General features: G+C 34.8%; 11 protein-coding genes. 9 read left to right on the top strand and 2 right to left on the bottom strand.

What is annotated here, in order from left to right; translation table 11 throughout:
* Positions 1-5: 5 nt before the first annotated feature.
* The 4 genes from thrA to M2326_RS04510 all read left to right on the top strand — a co-directional run bounded on the left by thrA (position 6) and on the right by M2326_RS04510 (position 5,834).
* Positions 6-3,392, top strand: coding sequence for a bifunctional aspartate kinase/homoserine dehydrogenase I (thrA, locus tag M2326_RS04525; RefSeq protein ID WP_264618364.1), 3,387 nt, complete (start codon positions 6-8; stop codon positions 3,390-3,392).
* Positions 3,393-3,525: 133 nt separating this feature from the next.
* Positions 3,526-3,957: an OsmC family protein gene (locus M2326_RS04520; RefSeq protein ID WP_264618363.1), complete on the top strand. Its 432-nt coding sequence runs from the start codon at positions 3,526-3,528 to the stop codon at positions 3,955-3,957.
* Positions 3,958-4,083: 126 nt separating this feature from the next.
* Positions 4,084-5,256 carry a trans-sulfuration enzyme family protein gene (locus M2326_RS04515; RefSeq protein ID WP_264618362.1) on the top strand — a complete coding sequence of 391 codons (1,173 nt, stop codon included), beginning with the start codon at positions 4,084-4,086 and terminating at the stop codon, positions 5,254-5,256.
* A gap of 167 nt (positions 5,257-5,423) precedes the next feature.
* A complete protein-coding gene (locus M2326_RS04510; protein ID WP_264618361.1) occupies positions 5,424-5,834 on the top strand; it encodes an RrF2 family transcriptional regulator in 411 nt (136 codons plus the stop codon).
* Between the two features lie 60 nt (positions 5,835-5,894).
* On the opposite strand, the gene M2326_RS04505 is transcribed toward M2326_RS04510, so the two are convergent.
* Together M2326_RS04505 and M2326_RS04500 are read right to left on the bottom strand one after the other, a co-directional pair.
* A complete protein-coding gene (locus M2326_RS04505; protein ID WP_264618360.1) occupies positions 5,895-6,383 on the bottom strand; it encodes a hypothetical protein in 489 nt (162 codons plus the stop codon).
* A gap of 123 nt (positions 6,384-6,506) precedes the next feature.
* Positions 6,507-7,289: a sulfite exporter TauE/SafE family protein gene (locus M2326_RS04500; protein WP_264618359.1), complete on the bottom strand. Its 783-nt coding sequence runs from the start codon at positions 7,287-7,289 to the stop codon at positions 6,507-6,509.
* 443 nt (positions 7,290-7,732) lie between these two features.
* Here M2326_RS04500 and M2326_RS04495 point away from each other — a divergent pair, with 443 nt between their 5' ends.
* The 5 genes from M2326_RS04495 to M2326_RS04475 all read left to right on the top strand — a co-directional run bounded on the left by M2326_RS04495 (position 7,733) and on the right by M2326_RS04475 (position 13,651).
* Positions 7,733-8,434, top strand: coding sequence for a phosphoadenylyl-sulfate reductase (locus tag M2326_RS04495; protein WP_264618358.1), 702 nt, complete (start codon positions 7,733-7,735; stop codon positions 8,432-8,434).
* A 109-nt stretch (positions 8,435-8,543) separates the two neighbouring features.
* Positions 8,544-9,443, top strand: a complete 900-nt coding sequence (cysD, locus tag M2326_RS04490) for a sulfate adenylyltransferase subunit CysD (RefSeq protein WP_108740219.1) — start codon at positions 8,544-8,546, stop codon at positions 9,441-9,443.
* 138 nt (positions 9,444-9,581) lie between these two features.
* Positions 9,582-10,826: a sulfate adenylyltransferase subunit 1 gene (locus M2326_RS04485; RefSeq protein ID WP_264618357.1), complete on the top strand. Its 1,245-nt coding sequence runs from the start codon at positions 9,582-9,584 to the stop codon at positions 10,824-10,826.
* A 104-nt stretch (positions 10,827-10,930) separates the two neighbouring features.
* Positions 10,931-13,021, top strand: coding sequence for a HEPN domain-containing protein (locus tag M2326_RS04480; RefSeq protein ID WP_264618356.1), 2,091 nt, complete (start codon positions 10,931-10,933; stop codon positions 13,019-13,021).
* 15 nt (positions 13,022-13,036) lie between these two features.
* Positions 13,037-13,651 (top strand): precorrin-2 dehydrogenase/sirohydrochlorin ferrochelatase family protein, encoded by a 615-nt coding sequence (locus tag M2326_RS04475; protein WP_264618355.1) that lies wholly within the window; start codon positions 13,037-13,039, stop codon positions 13,649-13,651.
* Positions 13,652-13,704: the final 53 nt, after the last annotated feature.

Genomic DNA, 13,704 nt, shown 5'->3' with positions numbered 1-13,704 from the left:
TGCAGTTGGAAAATAAACCATTAAATCTTACTATATTTAATTTTGTTACCGAAAACGGTGCAAAATATCCCTCTCTCGATCTATCGTATCAAGTTTTTGGTGCGCCTTTGCATTCTGCTCCCATTATTCTAATCAATCATGCTTTGACAGGAAACTCTCAAGTGATTGGAGAAACAGGTTGGTGGAATGATTTGGTTGGAATCGATAAAACTATTGATGTTCGCAAATACACCATAGTCTCATTTGACGTTCCCGGAAACGGCTTCAACTCTCCCATTATAGAGGAGTACCATGACTTTATGGCAAGAGACATTGCTAAAATTTTTATTGAAGGCCTTCGTTATTTAAAAATTAACCATCTGTTTGCCTTGATTGGTGGTTCTGTAGGTGGTGGAATAGCCTGGGAAATTTTGGCATTAGAACCAAAACTAGCAGATAATTTTATTCCTATTGCGACCGACTGGAAATCGACTGATTGGTTGATTGCCAATTGCTTTTTGCAAGAGCAGATCCTTAATAATTCAAAAAAACCAATTGAAGACGCTCGTATACATGCCATGTTGTGCTACCGTACGCCGGAGTCATTCAAAGAAAAATTCAACAGACATACGACCGAGAAGTTAGAAACGTTTCAGGTAGAAAGTTGGTTGAACTACCACGGAGAGAAATTAGGAAAGCGTTTTCAGCTTTCGGCTTACAAAATGATGAATCAACTTCTGAAAACTATTGATATCACACGCAATCGAGAGTCATTGGAATCGGTTCTTTCAAAAGTAGATGCCAACATATACATTGTAGGAATCAATTCGGATTTGTTTTTTACAGCAAAAGAGAATAAAGATACCTACAATGAGATTAAAAAATTTAAAAATAATGTCTTCTACAGTGAAATTGATTCCCAACACGGGCATGATGCTTTCCTGATGGAATACGAACAATTAGACAATTTGTTAGAAGTTGTTTTCAAAAATAAAAAACAGATGAAAATAGTGAAATTTGGCGGTAAATCTTTAGCCAACGGTGAAGGTATCAATAAGGTATTGGATATCGTTGTTGATAAAATAAAGCAAAACGAAAAATTCGCAATTGTAGTTTCGGCCAGAGGAAATGCAACCGATGAATTGGACGATATTTTGACCATTGCTGCCAAAAATGGAAATTATAAGCCTTTACTAGAAAGTTTTAAATCCTATCAAAAAGACGGTTTCGAAGCTGTCGATTTTTCACAAGAGTTTGATAAACTAGACAAATTATTCGAAGGAGTTAGTTTGATTGGAGATTTTAGCGCCAAGATTCAAGATCAAATTTTAGCACAAGGTGAATTGGTTTCGGCCAAGTTGTTAGTGTTTCTATTAGATCAAAAAGGAATCGCCGCCAAACTAGCCGATACTAGAGAATTGATTGTAACCGATTCAAATTTCGGAGATGCACAACCTTTGGATGCTGTTTCGAAGAAAAATGTAATTCAGATTTTCAAAGACAACAAAGATTCGGTATTGGTGATTACTGGTTTTATTGCATCGAATGCGAAGCACGAAACAACTACATTGGGTAGAAATGGAAGTAATTATACCGCCTCTTTGATTGCTAATTATATCAACGCCGAAGAATTACAAAATTATACACACGTTGATGGAATTTATACGGCCAACCCTGAAATGGTGTTGGATGCCAAAAAAATTGAGCATTTGTCTTATAATGAAGCGAATGAGATGGCTAATTTTGGGGCGAATATTTTGCATGCCAAAACGATTATTCCGCTTTTAGAAAAGAATATTCCGTTGCGTATTTTGAATACGTTTAACAATGAAAATCAAGGAACATTAATCACTTCAAATTCGAATAAAGAAGGAATTAAAACTCTTTCAGTTTTAGAAAACGTAGCATTGGTAAACCTAGAAGGTCGCGGATTACTTGGTAAAACGGGAGTTGATGCCCGTATCTTTAGAGTAATGGGAGATAATAACATCAGTGTGAGTATCATCTCGCAAGGGTCTTCCGAACGAGGAATTGGGCTTGTAGTAGATGCAGACCAAGCAACTAAGGCCATGATTGAATTGGAAAAAGAATTTGAAAATGATTTTTATTCGAAGGATGTAAACAAAATATCGGTTACAGACAATGTATCTGTAATTTCTATTATTGGTCAAGATTTGAGTACGTTTCATAAGCCGTACACTGCTTTGATTCGTAACAATATTGTTCCAATCCTGTTCAATAATACCGTAACGGGTAAAAATGTGAGTTTGGTAGTTAAGAAAACAGAACTCAAAAAAGCCTTGAACGTAATTCACGGAGAAATATTTGGTGTAGCCAAGAAAATCAACTTAGTTATTTTTGGGCATGGATTGGTTGGAGGTACTTTGATTAATCAAATTCTAGAATCTGCTGACGCAATCGAAAAACGAAAAGGAGTTAAGTTGAATATTTTTGCTATTGCAAACTCAAAGAGCGCATTGTTGAATAAAAATGGTATTTCTCCAAATTGGAAAAGTGAAATCCAAAGTAACGGTGCTATCTATTCTATTCAAGATATTATCACTTACGCTAAAGAGAATCATTTAGCCAACTTAATTGCGGTGGACAATACTGCAAGTGCTGCTTTTGTTGAAAATTATATCACCTTGGCGGAAAATGGCTTTGACTTGATTTCGTCAAACAAAGTAGCCAATACCTTGAGTTACGATTTTTACAAAGAATTGAGAGAAACATTAGAAACAAATCAAAAGAGTTATTTATACGAAACCAATGTAGGAGCAGGATTGCCATTGATTGATACGATTAAATTGTTGCACCTTTCGGGCGAAAATATCACTAAGATCAAAGGGGTGTTCTCTGGAACTTTGAGTTATTTGTTCAATCATTTCTCGGCCAAAGATGTTCCTTTTAGTGAAATATTAAAAGAAGCTATTGACAGTGGATTTACAGAGCCAGACCCAAGAGAAGATTTGTGCGGAAATGACGTAGGTAGAAAATTATTGATTTTGGCGAGAGAACTAGATTTGCAAAACGAATTTAGTGAAGTACAAATTCAGAATTTAATTCCGGAACATTTACGTGAAGGTAGCGCTGCTGATTTCTTGACCAAATTAAAAGAATTTGACCCTGTCTACGATAAGTTAAAAGCGGAACAACAACCAAATCATGTATTGCGTTACATTGGAGAATTGTCTGGAGATTTACAAAACGACAAAGGAAATCTAGAAGTAAAATTAGTCTCTGTACCTATGGACACCGCTTTGGGTGGGTTGAAAGGTTCGGATTCTTTCTTCGAAATTTACACAGAATCGTACGGAGACCGACCAATTGTAATTCAGGGAGCTGGAGCCGGTTCAGCCGTTACGGCGAGAGGTGTTTTTGGCGATATTTTGAGGGTTTCGGATAAGGGCTAGGAGATTTAAGATTGTTGATTAGGGATTAACGATTTCAGATTTAAAATTGATTGACGTAAAAAGTGGTCAGTATAAAAAATATAAAATCCGCGTTTGAAAATCCGTTTCATCTGCGTACTAAAAATAAAATAAAATGAAAATTACATTAAACAGAGTAAACGAAAACTTCCACTTCGAATTAAAAAACGACCGTGGACATATAGTAAATGTAGATGCACGTCCAGATTTTGGAGGTAATGATATGGGACCAAGCCCAATGGAATTGGTTTTGATGGGTGTTGCAGGTTGTAGCGCCATTGATATGATTTCGATTTTGAAGAAACAACGTCAAGAAATCACGTCTTTCAAAGCTGAGGTTGAAGGAGAGCGTCAACAAGTAGGTGATGCAAAACCATTCAAAGATATTTACTTAGTTTTTACAATTGATGGAAATATCAAAGAGGATAAAGCTGCCAAAGCTGCACAGTTGTCTTTCGAAAAATACTGTTCGGTTTCAAAAACACTGGAGCCAACAGCAACAATTCATTACAAAGTGATTTTGAATGGTGTTGCTCTTGAAAAATAATATTTTTGAATAAAACGATAAGATTATACAAGAGATTTATGCTGTGGTTTATAGTAAAATAAATTCTTAACTAGCCGTTAGTATTTAGTCAAGTGCTAAAAGCTAATAGCCAAAAGCTTAAAAAAAATGAACGAACAAGAATTTGGTTTTGAGACAGAAGCCATACGTACCCAATTAGAAAGAACACAATATTTAGAGCATTCAGTGCCTTTGTATTTAACCTCTAGTTTTGTATTTGAAGATGCCGAAGACATGCGTGCCTCTTTTGCAGACGAAAAAGATAGAAATATTTACAGTCGTTACAGCAATCCTAATAATAATGAGTTCGTAGAGAAAGTGTGCAAGATGGAAGGAGCCGAAACTGGTTTTGCTTTCGCTTCGGGTATGGCTGCTGTGTATTCTACTTTGGCTGCATTTTTACAATCAGGGGATCACATTGTTTCGGCAGGTAGTGTTTTTGGAGCGACGCACTCCTTGTTTGTTAACTATTTTCCGAAATGGGGAATTGAGACTACTTATTTTGATATTGACAAGCCAGAAACTATTGAAAGTTGTATAAAACCCAATACTAAGATACTTTTTGCAGAGTCGCCAACCAATCCAGCGGTAGATATTATCGATTTGGAATTACTAGGTGCAATTGCCAAAAAGCATAACTTAATTTTAATAATTGACAACTGTTTTGCGACACCTTATTTACAGCAACCTATCAAATGGGGAGCACATTTGGTGGTACATTCAGCTACTAAATTAATGGATGGACAAGGAAGAGTTTTAGGAGGAGTGACAGTAGGAAGATCTGATTTGATTCAGAAAATCTATTTGTTCTCCCGTCTTACCGGACCTTCATTGTCGCCATTTAATGCTTGGGTTTTGTCAAAAAGTTTAGAAACTTTGGCGGTCCGTTTGGACAGGCATTGTGAAAACGCTTTAAAAGTAGCTGAATTTTTAGAAAAGCAACCGAATGTAAATAAGGTAAAATATCCTTTCCTGAAATCGCATCCACAATATGCAATTGCTCAAAAGCAAATGAAAGCAGGTGGTAATATTGTTGCTTTCGAAATTAAAGGAGGATTAGAAGCAGGAAGAGCATTTTTGAATAAAATAAAATTATGTTCTCTTTCTCCCAATTTAGGAGATACAAGAACTATTGTAACGCATCCAGCTTCTACAACACATAGTAAATTATCGGTTGAAGAACGTTTGAAAGTGAGTATTACAGATGGTTTGGTACGTGTTTCTGTAGGTTTAGAAACCGTAGCGGATGTCATTGCAGATTTGGAACAAGCATTGTCATAAATATTTAAGATTGTAGATTAACGATTTTTGATTGCAGATTTCTGTATATCAAAAATCGTTTTTTTATGTTTATAAGTTCAAATAACATATTTTTGTTATAAGTAGGAACTTGGATTGTCTGTATTTATTAAATCCTAACTCGTAAATCAAAAAAATCCTTAATAAAAATGCTTTCAAAAAAAACAAAATACGGAATCAAAGCATTGACTTTTTTGGCTCGCCAAGAAAACCAAACGCCTGTTGCTATTGCGGATATCGCGAAGAGTGAAAATATTTCGACTAAATTTTTAGAAAGTATCTTGTTACTTTTACGACATTCAGGTTTTCTGGGAGCCAAGAAAGGTAAAGGTGGTGGCTATTATTTAATTAAAGAGCCAAAAGAAATAAATATGGCAAAAGTCTATCGAATTCTCGAAGGGCCAATTGCTCTATTGCCATGTGCTAGTCATAATTTTTATGAAAAATGCGACGATTGTACCGATGAAGGAAGTTGTGCGGTACGTAAGTTAATGGCTGAGGTTCGAGATAATACCTTGAAAATATTAGAAAACAATTCCTTGGCAGATATAGCTTTTTAAAACAGAAAAAGCCAAAAGAATCAATTAATCCTTTTGGCTTTTTATATATAAAGTGCTGTATTAATTAAATCTGTATCGAATAGCTAATGCAACGTCAGATCCATAATTGTTAGAATAGTATCCGTTTCCACCAAACTCAGGTCTGAAATCCAAGGATAACTGGATTGGCACTTCTCTAAAACCATATTCGATTCCGATATCTCCAGCTGCATAAACAAATGTACCGTTATCTTTAAACTGCTTGTTTTTATTCGAGTACGATCCTACACCTGCACCTACACCTGCATACCAATTGAATCCGCCATCAATGTTCCATACCCATTGGTATATTCCAGTAAGTTTAAAAGCATCAACATCATTGCTGTTTCTAAACCCTAGGTCCATTTCTAATCTATTATTTGATCCTAATGCTCTTTGGTAAGAAAGCTCTCCTCCCAAACCATCATTATCACCAAATCGTATTCCTAAAGCATTTTTTGAAATATCTTGTGCTTGTGCACTTAAAGCAAATCCCAATGCTACAATAGCAGATAAAATAATTTTGTTCATAGTCTATTTTTTTATGTTTTTACAAATATAGTCTAGTAGTAAAAATTGCTTTTATATCATTTTGCTTATGGTGTTATATAATTACCATTTATTGCTTTAAGGACTTATTTATATTCTTTTATTTTAAAATATCAATTTATATCCCACAAAAAACAACATCACTGCAATAGCATTTCTTAAAATTAAGTCGGGTACTTTACCACTTAACATGCTTCCTAAAAAAATACCAGGAAGAGATCCAATTAATAATTGTCCCAGTAAACCTAGATCTAAATTACCCATTGATGCGTGTCCTAGACCCGCTACAAGTGTTAAAGGGACAGCATGTGCAATCTCAGTTCCTACCAGTTTTGGTGTTGGTAATAATGGGTAAAGAAAAAATAAAGTTACCGTTCCTAAAGCTCCTGCACCAATAGAAGTTAAAGTAACTGTGGCACCCAATAAAACTCCAATTGCGATGGTTAGCATATTCTGAGTAGTACTTTCTTTATGGAATTTATCTCCGGAATGTTTTTGAGAAAATTTCATGATTTTATTTTTGAAAACTACTGCTACAGAAGTAAAGAGTAATGCCCATCCCAAACTATATTTAATTACCGAATTGATATGAGATATGTCTGTTTTAATACTGTGTAAAATCCATAGAGTAAGTAATGCAGCAGGTACACTTCCCATTGATAAGTAACCCGTAATTTTCCAGTTGATATTATTTTTCTTATGATGGATGAATATGCCACCCATTTTGGTGAAAGCGGCATATAGTAAATCGGTTCCAACAGCCGTTGTTGGTGGAATCCCAAACCATAATAGAATAGGTGTCATTAATGAACCTCCACCAACACCCGTTAGTCCTACGACAAATCCAACTATTAAACCAGCTATAATAAACCCTATTTGAAAATCCATGATTCTAATTTTTTGGCAAAGATAGGACTATTTATATTTAATCCTATCGGTTTAGTAGAGTTTAAAATAATAAATTTATGTGTTGTCTTTATCTTATTGATTTTTAGGGCTTTTTAATTGTAATTTTTTTAGTTAAAAATTTATTTTAGATATACAAAGGCTTTGTTTTAAGCGTGAAAGTGTAGTGATAGCCAATCAAATTAATTATTAAATCGGTATTTCGGTCTTGTGCTTTAGCGAGGTTACTCTTTTTTAAATACGGGTAGCTGGTTTTCAGTTGTGATCGATTTTACTAGTTATCGAATGAAGGAATAGAGGATATGTTATAGAATTGTAAAAAAGCAGCTTTTTATTTTGTAATACAGAAATAAGTAGTACTTTTGCATAGTAATCTACTAATCCGATAGGGTAATAGATTTTATACTTAAAATAAAACAAATTAGATGAGTGCAGTGATAATTCAATCGTTATTAGATAAAACAAAAGACTTCAGTATTGAAGAAACGTTTGTATTTTTGTCATCGGAATATAAAGACAAGGTTATTTTTTCGACTTCTTTCGGTCAAGAGGATCAAGTAATCACTGATTTGATTGAAAAAAGTGGAGCGGCAGTCGGTATTTTTACGCTAGATACAGGTCGATTGTTTCAAGAAACGTACGATGTTTTTCATAGAACGTTGAAGAAATATAAAACGCCTATCAAAGTTTGCTTCCCAGAGACGAGAGCAGTTGAAGAATTGTTGGAAAAGAAAGGTCCAAACAGCTTTTTTGAATCGGTAGAGAATAGAAAAGAATGTTGTTTTATTCGAAAAGTAGCACCATTGAGAAAAGCTTTGGCAGGAAACGATGTTTGGATTACGGGATTACGCGCTGATCAATCGGATAATAGAAGTGATTTGCATTTATTCGAATATGATGATAATTTTAAAATCATAAAATTCAATCCATTGTTGAGATGGTCATTACAAGAAGTTCAAGAATATATTGACCTTAATAATGTTCCTCAAAACAGTTTGCACAAAAAAGGTTTTGTAAGCATAGGATGCGCACCATGTACAAGAGCAATTGCAGAAGGTGAAGACATACGTGCAGGAAGATGGTATTGGGAACAAAGCCAAAAAGAATGTGGATTGCATTCGAAATAGCAGCAAGGTTAAACAGAATAGAAAATAGAAATATAATAATAGTTGAAAGATTTTAGTTCAAGTTGTAACAACCTTAAACTTTAAACCTTAAACTTTTAAACAAAAAATAATGAGTTCAGTATTAAAAACAAATGCTTTAGAAAGCGAAGCGATTTACATTTTTAGAGAAGTTATTTCTCAATTTGACAAACCTGTATTGCTTTTTTCAGGTGGAAAAGATTCAATTACATTAGTAAGATTAGCTCAAAAAGCTTTTTTTCCTGCAAAAATTCCTTTTCCATTGTTGCACGTGGATACTGGACATAACTTTCCTGAAACAATCGAATTTAGAGATCGATTGGTAAAAGAATTAGGATTGGAGTTAATTGTTCGTAATGTACAAGACGCTATTGACGAAGGGAAAGTAGTGGAAGAAACTGGAAAATATTCTAGTAGAAACAGCTTGCAAACAACTACATTATTAGATGCTATTGACGAATTTAAATTCGATGCTTGTATAGGTGGTGCTCGTCGTGACGAAGAAAAAGCAAGAGCCAAAGAGCGTATTTTCTCAGTTCGTGATGATTTTGGTCAATGGGATGAGAAAAACCAACGTCCAGAATTGTTTGATTTATTAAATGGAAAAATCGAAAACGGTCAAAACGTTCGTGTTTTCCCTATTTCAAACTGGACAGAATTGGATGTTTGGAGTTATATCGAACAAGAGCAAATCGAGATTCCATCTATTTACTTTTCACACAAACGTAAAGTATTTTTAAGAGACGGAATGATCTGGTCACACTCTCCTTATGTTTTTCAAGATGCAGACGAGGTTGTTGAAGAAAGAATTGTTCGTTTTAGAACTGTTGGAGATATGAGTTGTACAGCCGCAGTTGATTCGTATGCAGCTACAATTTCAGAAGTAGTTGGAGAGATTAGAGCTTCTACTATCTCAGAAAGAGGGGCTAGAATTGATGATAAGCGATCAGAGGCAGCCATGGAAAAAAGAAAACAACAAGGATACTTTTAGAAAGCAGTTATAAGTTATTAGATATAAGTTATAAGTAAAATTTAGAAAGTAAATAAAATAGTAGATTTAGAAGTTTATATAATAGGTGTTTGGGAGAACTTTAAACCTTGAACTTTTAAACTTTAAACAAAATATAAAATGGAAGTTTTAAAAATAGCAACAGCAGGAAGTGTAGATGACGGAAAAAGTACTTTAATCGGGAGATTATTGTATGATACACAATCCCTGACTACAGATAAATTGGAAGCAATTGAAAAAAGTAGTAAAGCAAAAGGATACGATTATTTAGATTTCTCACTAGCAACTGACGGATTAGTAGCTGAGAGAGAACAAGGAATTACCATTGACGTAGCACATATTTATTTTTCTACAGCTAAGAAAAGTTATATCATCGCTGATACTCCAGGTCACGTAGAGTACACTCGTAACATGGTTACAGGAGCTTCAACTTCACAAGTATCTATCATTTTGATTGATGCTCGTAAAGGAGTAATTGAGCAAACGTACCGTCACTTTTTTATCAATAATTTATTGAGAGTAAAAGATGTTATTGTTGCTGTAAACAAAATGGATTTAGTAGACTACTCTGAAGAAGTTTACAACAAAATCAAAGCAGACTTTCAAGCGTTGAATGAAAAAAGTGCTTACAAAGAGCAAAACGTAAGTTATATTCCGTTGAGTGCATTAACAGGAGACAATGTTGTTGAGTCACTAGGTAAAATGCCATGGTACGAAGGACAAACTATTCTTGAGCATCTTGAAGGTTTAGAATCGAAAGATGTATACGATAACGGAAAAGCACGTTTCCCTGTTCAAACAGTAATTCGTCCAAAAACGGAACAATACCACGATTTTAGAGGATATGCTGGAAAATTGTACGGAAATAATATAAAGGTAGGAGATGCAGTAACGGTACTTCCTTCTTTAACAGAATCAAAAGTGACAAATATTCACTTTTTCGACCAACAATTTGACGAAGCTGAAGCGGGTTCATCAGTTACAATTGAGCTAGAAAATGACATTAATGTAACAAGAGGTGATATGATTGTAAAATCAAATGAATTACCAAGAATCGAAAAAGACATCACTACAACAGTTTGTTGGATGGATAGCAAGAAATTAGTTGCTGGAACAAAATATTTGATTCAACACAACTCAAATAGAGTTTTAGCCAAAATTGATAGTGTAAACAATGTAATCGCAACAGATTACACGGGAACAAAAGAAGCTTCTCAATTAGCAATAAACGAAATTGGTGAAGTTACTATCAAATTAAGCAAACCATTATATTTTGATGCTTACAACGATAATAAATCAAACGGAGCTTTTATTTTAATTGATGCTTCTACGAATACAACAGCAGGAGTAGGGTTTATTAAATAAGCTTTTAGCTATTGGCTTTTGGCCTTTAGCAGGAAATAATAAAAAAAATAGCCAGAAGCTAAGCGCCAATTGCCAATAGCCAACCGCCAAAAGCCTTTTAAAAAATGGAAAGTTTTAGAACAGAAATAGAAAATCCGATAGTTCAAAAAGAGATTATCGATTTAGAAAAAAAGATACATGCCTTTCAAGGTGGTTTAATCGATGACGAACGTTTTCGTTCACTTCGTTTGGCTCGTGGAATTTATGGACAACGCCAAGAAGGTGTTCAAATGATTCGTATCAAATTGCCTTATGGTAAAGTGACTAGCGAGCAGTTAAGAAGAATCACTGAGGTTTCAGATAAATATTCTACAGGACGTTTACACATCACAACGCGTCAGGACATTCAAATTCACTATGTGAGTTTGGACAAAACTCCAGAACTTTGGGCAGATTTGGCCAAAGACGATATCACATTACGTGAAGCATGTGGAAACACAGTGCGTAACATCACAGGTAGTGAGCTTGCAGGAGTAGATGCAGAGGAGCCATTTGATGTGAGCCCTTATGCGCACGCTTTGTTTCAATACCTTTTGCGTAACCCAATCTGTCAAGAAATGGGACGTAAATTTAAAATTTCATTCTCATCTTCAGATAAAGATACTGCTTTGAGTTATTTACATGATTTAGGATTCATTCCTAAAATTGTAGATGGTCAAAAAGGATTCAAAATCATGTTAGGTGGTGGATTAGGATCGCAACCAGCACATGCTGAATTGCTATCTGAATTTGTTCCAGTAAACCAAATTATCCCAACTGCCGAAGGAGTTATTAGAGTTTTTGACCGTTATGGTGAAAGAGCAAAACGTCTAAAAGCACGTTTGAAATTCTTAATCAAAGATTTAGGTCGTGATGAATTTTTACGTTTAGTTGACGAAGAGAAAAAAGCATTGCCTTTTCATTCTTATGAAATAGACACGACTGCATTTGAAGGTGCTATTGCAGAGCCTTTATTAGAAGTGCCAGCGGTAACTATTGATGATGCAGCAGGGTATGAAGCTTGGAAAGCATCCAATGTAATTGCTCAAAAACAATCAGGATATGTTGCGATTGGTGTAAAAGTGCTGTTAGGAGATTTTTATACTGACAAAGCAAGATTATTAGCTGATTTGATTAAAAATTACGGAGCAAATGAATTGCGTTTTTCATTACGTCAAAACATTGTGATTCGTAATATAAAAGAAGAAAATTTACCTTTCTTCTACCAAGAGTTGGCCAAATTAGACATGGTTGCTTTAGGATACGATACTATCGGAGACATCACGGCTTGTCCTGGTACAGATACTTGTAACTTAGGGATAGCATCTAGTACAGGAATCGCAGACGAATTAGAAAGAGTTTTAAAAGCAGAATACCCACAGTTTGCTAGCAATAAAGAATTGACAATCAAAATTAGTGGTTGTATGAATGCTTGTGGACAACATAATATGTCGGAGATTGGTTTCCAAGGAATGTCAATCAACGCAGGTAAATTGGTTGCTCCAGCATTACAAGTATTATTAGGTGGTGGAATTTTAGGAAACGGTAGTGGTCGTTTTTCTGATAAAGTAATCAAAATCCCAAGCCGTAGAGGACCAGAAGCGTTGCGTTTAATCTTAAATGATTTCGAAGCTAACGCAAACGGAACTAAATTCTTGGATTATTATGATGCTCAAGGAGAAAAGTATTTTTACGAATTCTTGAAACCATTGGCTGATGTTACCAACCTTACCGAAGCAGATTTCGTGGATTGGGGTAATGCAGACAACTACGTAAAAGCAGTTGGAGTAGGAGAATGTGCTGGTGTTGTAATTGACTTGGTACAGACTTTATTATTCGAAGCTAAAGATAAAATTACAGCAGCTCAGGAACTTTTCGAAGAGAAAAAATGGTCAGATGCTATTTACTTAGCGTATGCTGGATTTGCAAATGGAGCGAAAGCTTTATTATTAGCTGAAAAGCAAAAAACAAATACACATGCCGGAATCATTGAAGCTTTTGATACTGTTTTTGTAGCCGAAAATAAAATCGAATTGGGAACTACTTTTAGTGAGTTAGTGTACCGAATCAATAAAAATGAGCCAACTGAAGCATTTGCTAAAGAATACATTCAAGAGGCAATTTCGTTTTTCGGAAAATTAGAAGCTTACAGAGCAGCAGATTTAGCGAAAGCATAATTTAAAAAAGATAAAATGGACACAGCCAATAGCCAACAGCCAACAGCCAATGGCGCAAACGAATTGTATCCAATATTTTTAAAGCTTCAAAACCTAAGCGTATTAATTGTAGGCGGAGGTAATGTAGGATTAGAAAAGTTGTCTTTTTTACTCAAGTCAAGTCCTCGTGCAAATGTTGAGGTAGTTGCTCCAAAATTTTTAGCCGATTTAGTCACATTAGCAGAAAATCATCCTTCTGTGAAATTGACTAAAAAAAGGTTCAAAAAGAAAATGTTGAAAAAGCGAAACATGGTGATTGCTTGTACGGATGATTTAAAAGTCAACAAACGAGTATATAATTTATGTCGAGAAAGATATTTGATTTGCAATATTGCCGATACACCCGATTTGTGTGATTATTACCTAGGGGGTATTGTTACCAAAGGGAATGTCAAAATAGCCATTTCGACCAACGGAAAGTCACCAACAACGGCAAAACGATTGAGAGAATTTTTTGAAGAAGTAATTCCCGAAGACATCAATAAAATGGTGGAAAATTTGAATCAGTATCGAAAAACCCTCAAAGGTGATTTCGAAATGAAAGTTCAAAAAATGAATGAGATTACAGATTCCTTGAAGAATAAAGAATAAATAGAAAAGACTAAAGAGAGGAGTGATAATTATCATTAGAGGTTAAGTCCGTC

Source organism: Flavobacterium psychraerolatum (assembly GCF_025960985.1).
Taxonomy (GTDB): Bacteria; Bacteroidota; Bacteroidia; order Flavobacteriales; family Flavobacteriaceae; genus Flavobacterium.
The sequence above is the reverse complement of the archived record's forward strand: the minus strand, read 5'-3'. Positions and strand labels throughout refer to the sequence as shown.

Coding starts and splice junctions, on each gene's coding strand:
- cysD (WP_108740219.1), top strand. CDS start 8,544: ATGAGTTCAGTATTAAAAACAAATGCTTTAGAAAGCGAAGCGATTTAC.
- M2326_RS04515 (WP_264618362.1), top strand. CDS start 4,084: ATGAACGAACAAGAATTTGGTTTTGAGACAGAAGCCATACGTACCCAA.
- M2326_RS04475 (WP_264618355.1), top strand. CDS start 13,037: ATGGACACAGCCAATAGCCAACAGCCAACAGCCAATGGCGCAAACGAA.
- M2326_RS04510 (WP_264618361.1), top strand. CDS start 5,424: ATGCTTTCAAAAAAAACAAAATACGGAATCAAAGCATTGACTTTTTTG.
- M2326_RS04500 (WP_264618359.1), bottom strand. CDS start 7,289: ATGGATTTTCAAATAGGGTTTATTATAGCTGGTTTAATAGTTGGATTT.
- M2326_RS04480 (WP_264618356.1), top strand. CDS start 10,931: ATGGAAAGTTTTAGAACAGAAATAGAAAATCCGATAGTTCAAAAAGAG.
- M2326_RS04505 (WP_264618360.1), bottom strand. CDS start 6,383: ATGAACAAAATTATTTTATCTGCTATTGTAGCATTGGGATTTGCTTTA.
- M2326_RS04485 (WP_264618357.1), top strand. CDS start 9,582: ATGGAAGTTTTAAAAATAGCAACAGCAGGAAGTGTAGATGACGGAAAA.
- M2326_RS04520 (WP_264618363.1), top strand. CDS start 3,526: ATGAAAATTACATTAAACAGAGTAAACGAAAACTTCCACTTCGAATTA.
- M2326_RS04495 (WP_264618358.1), top strand. CDS start 7,733: ATGAGTGCAGTGATAATTCAATCGTTATTAGATAAAACAAAAGACTTC.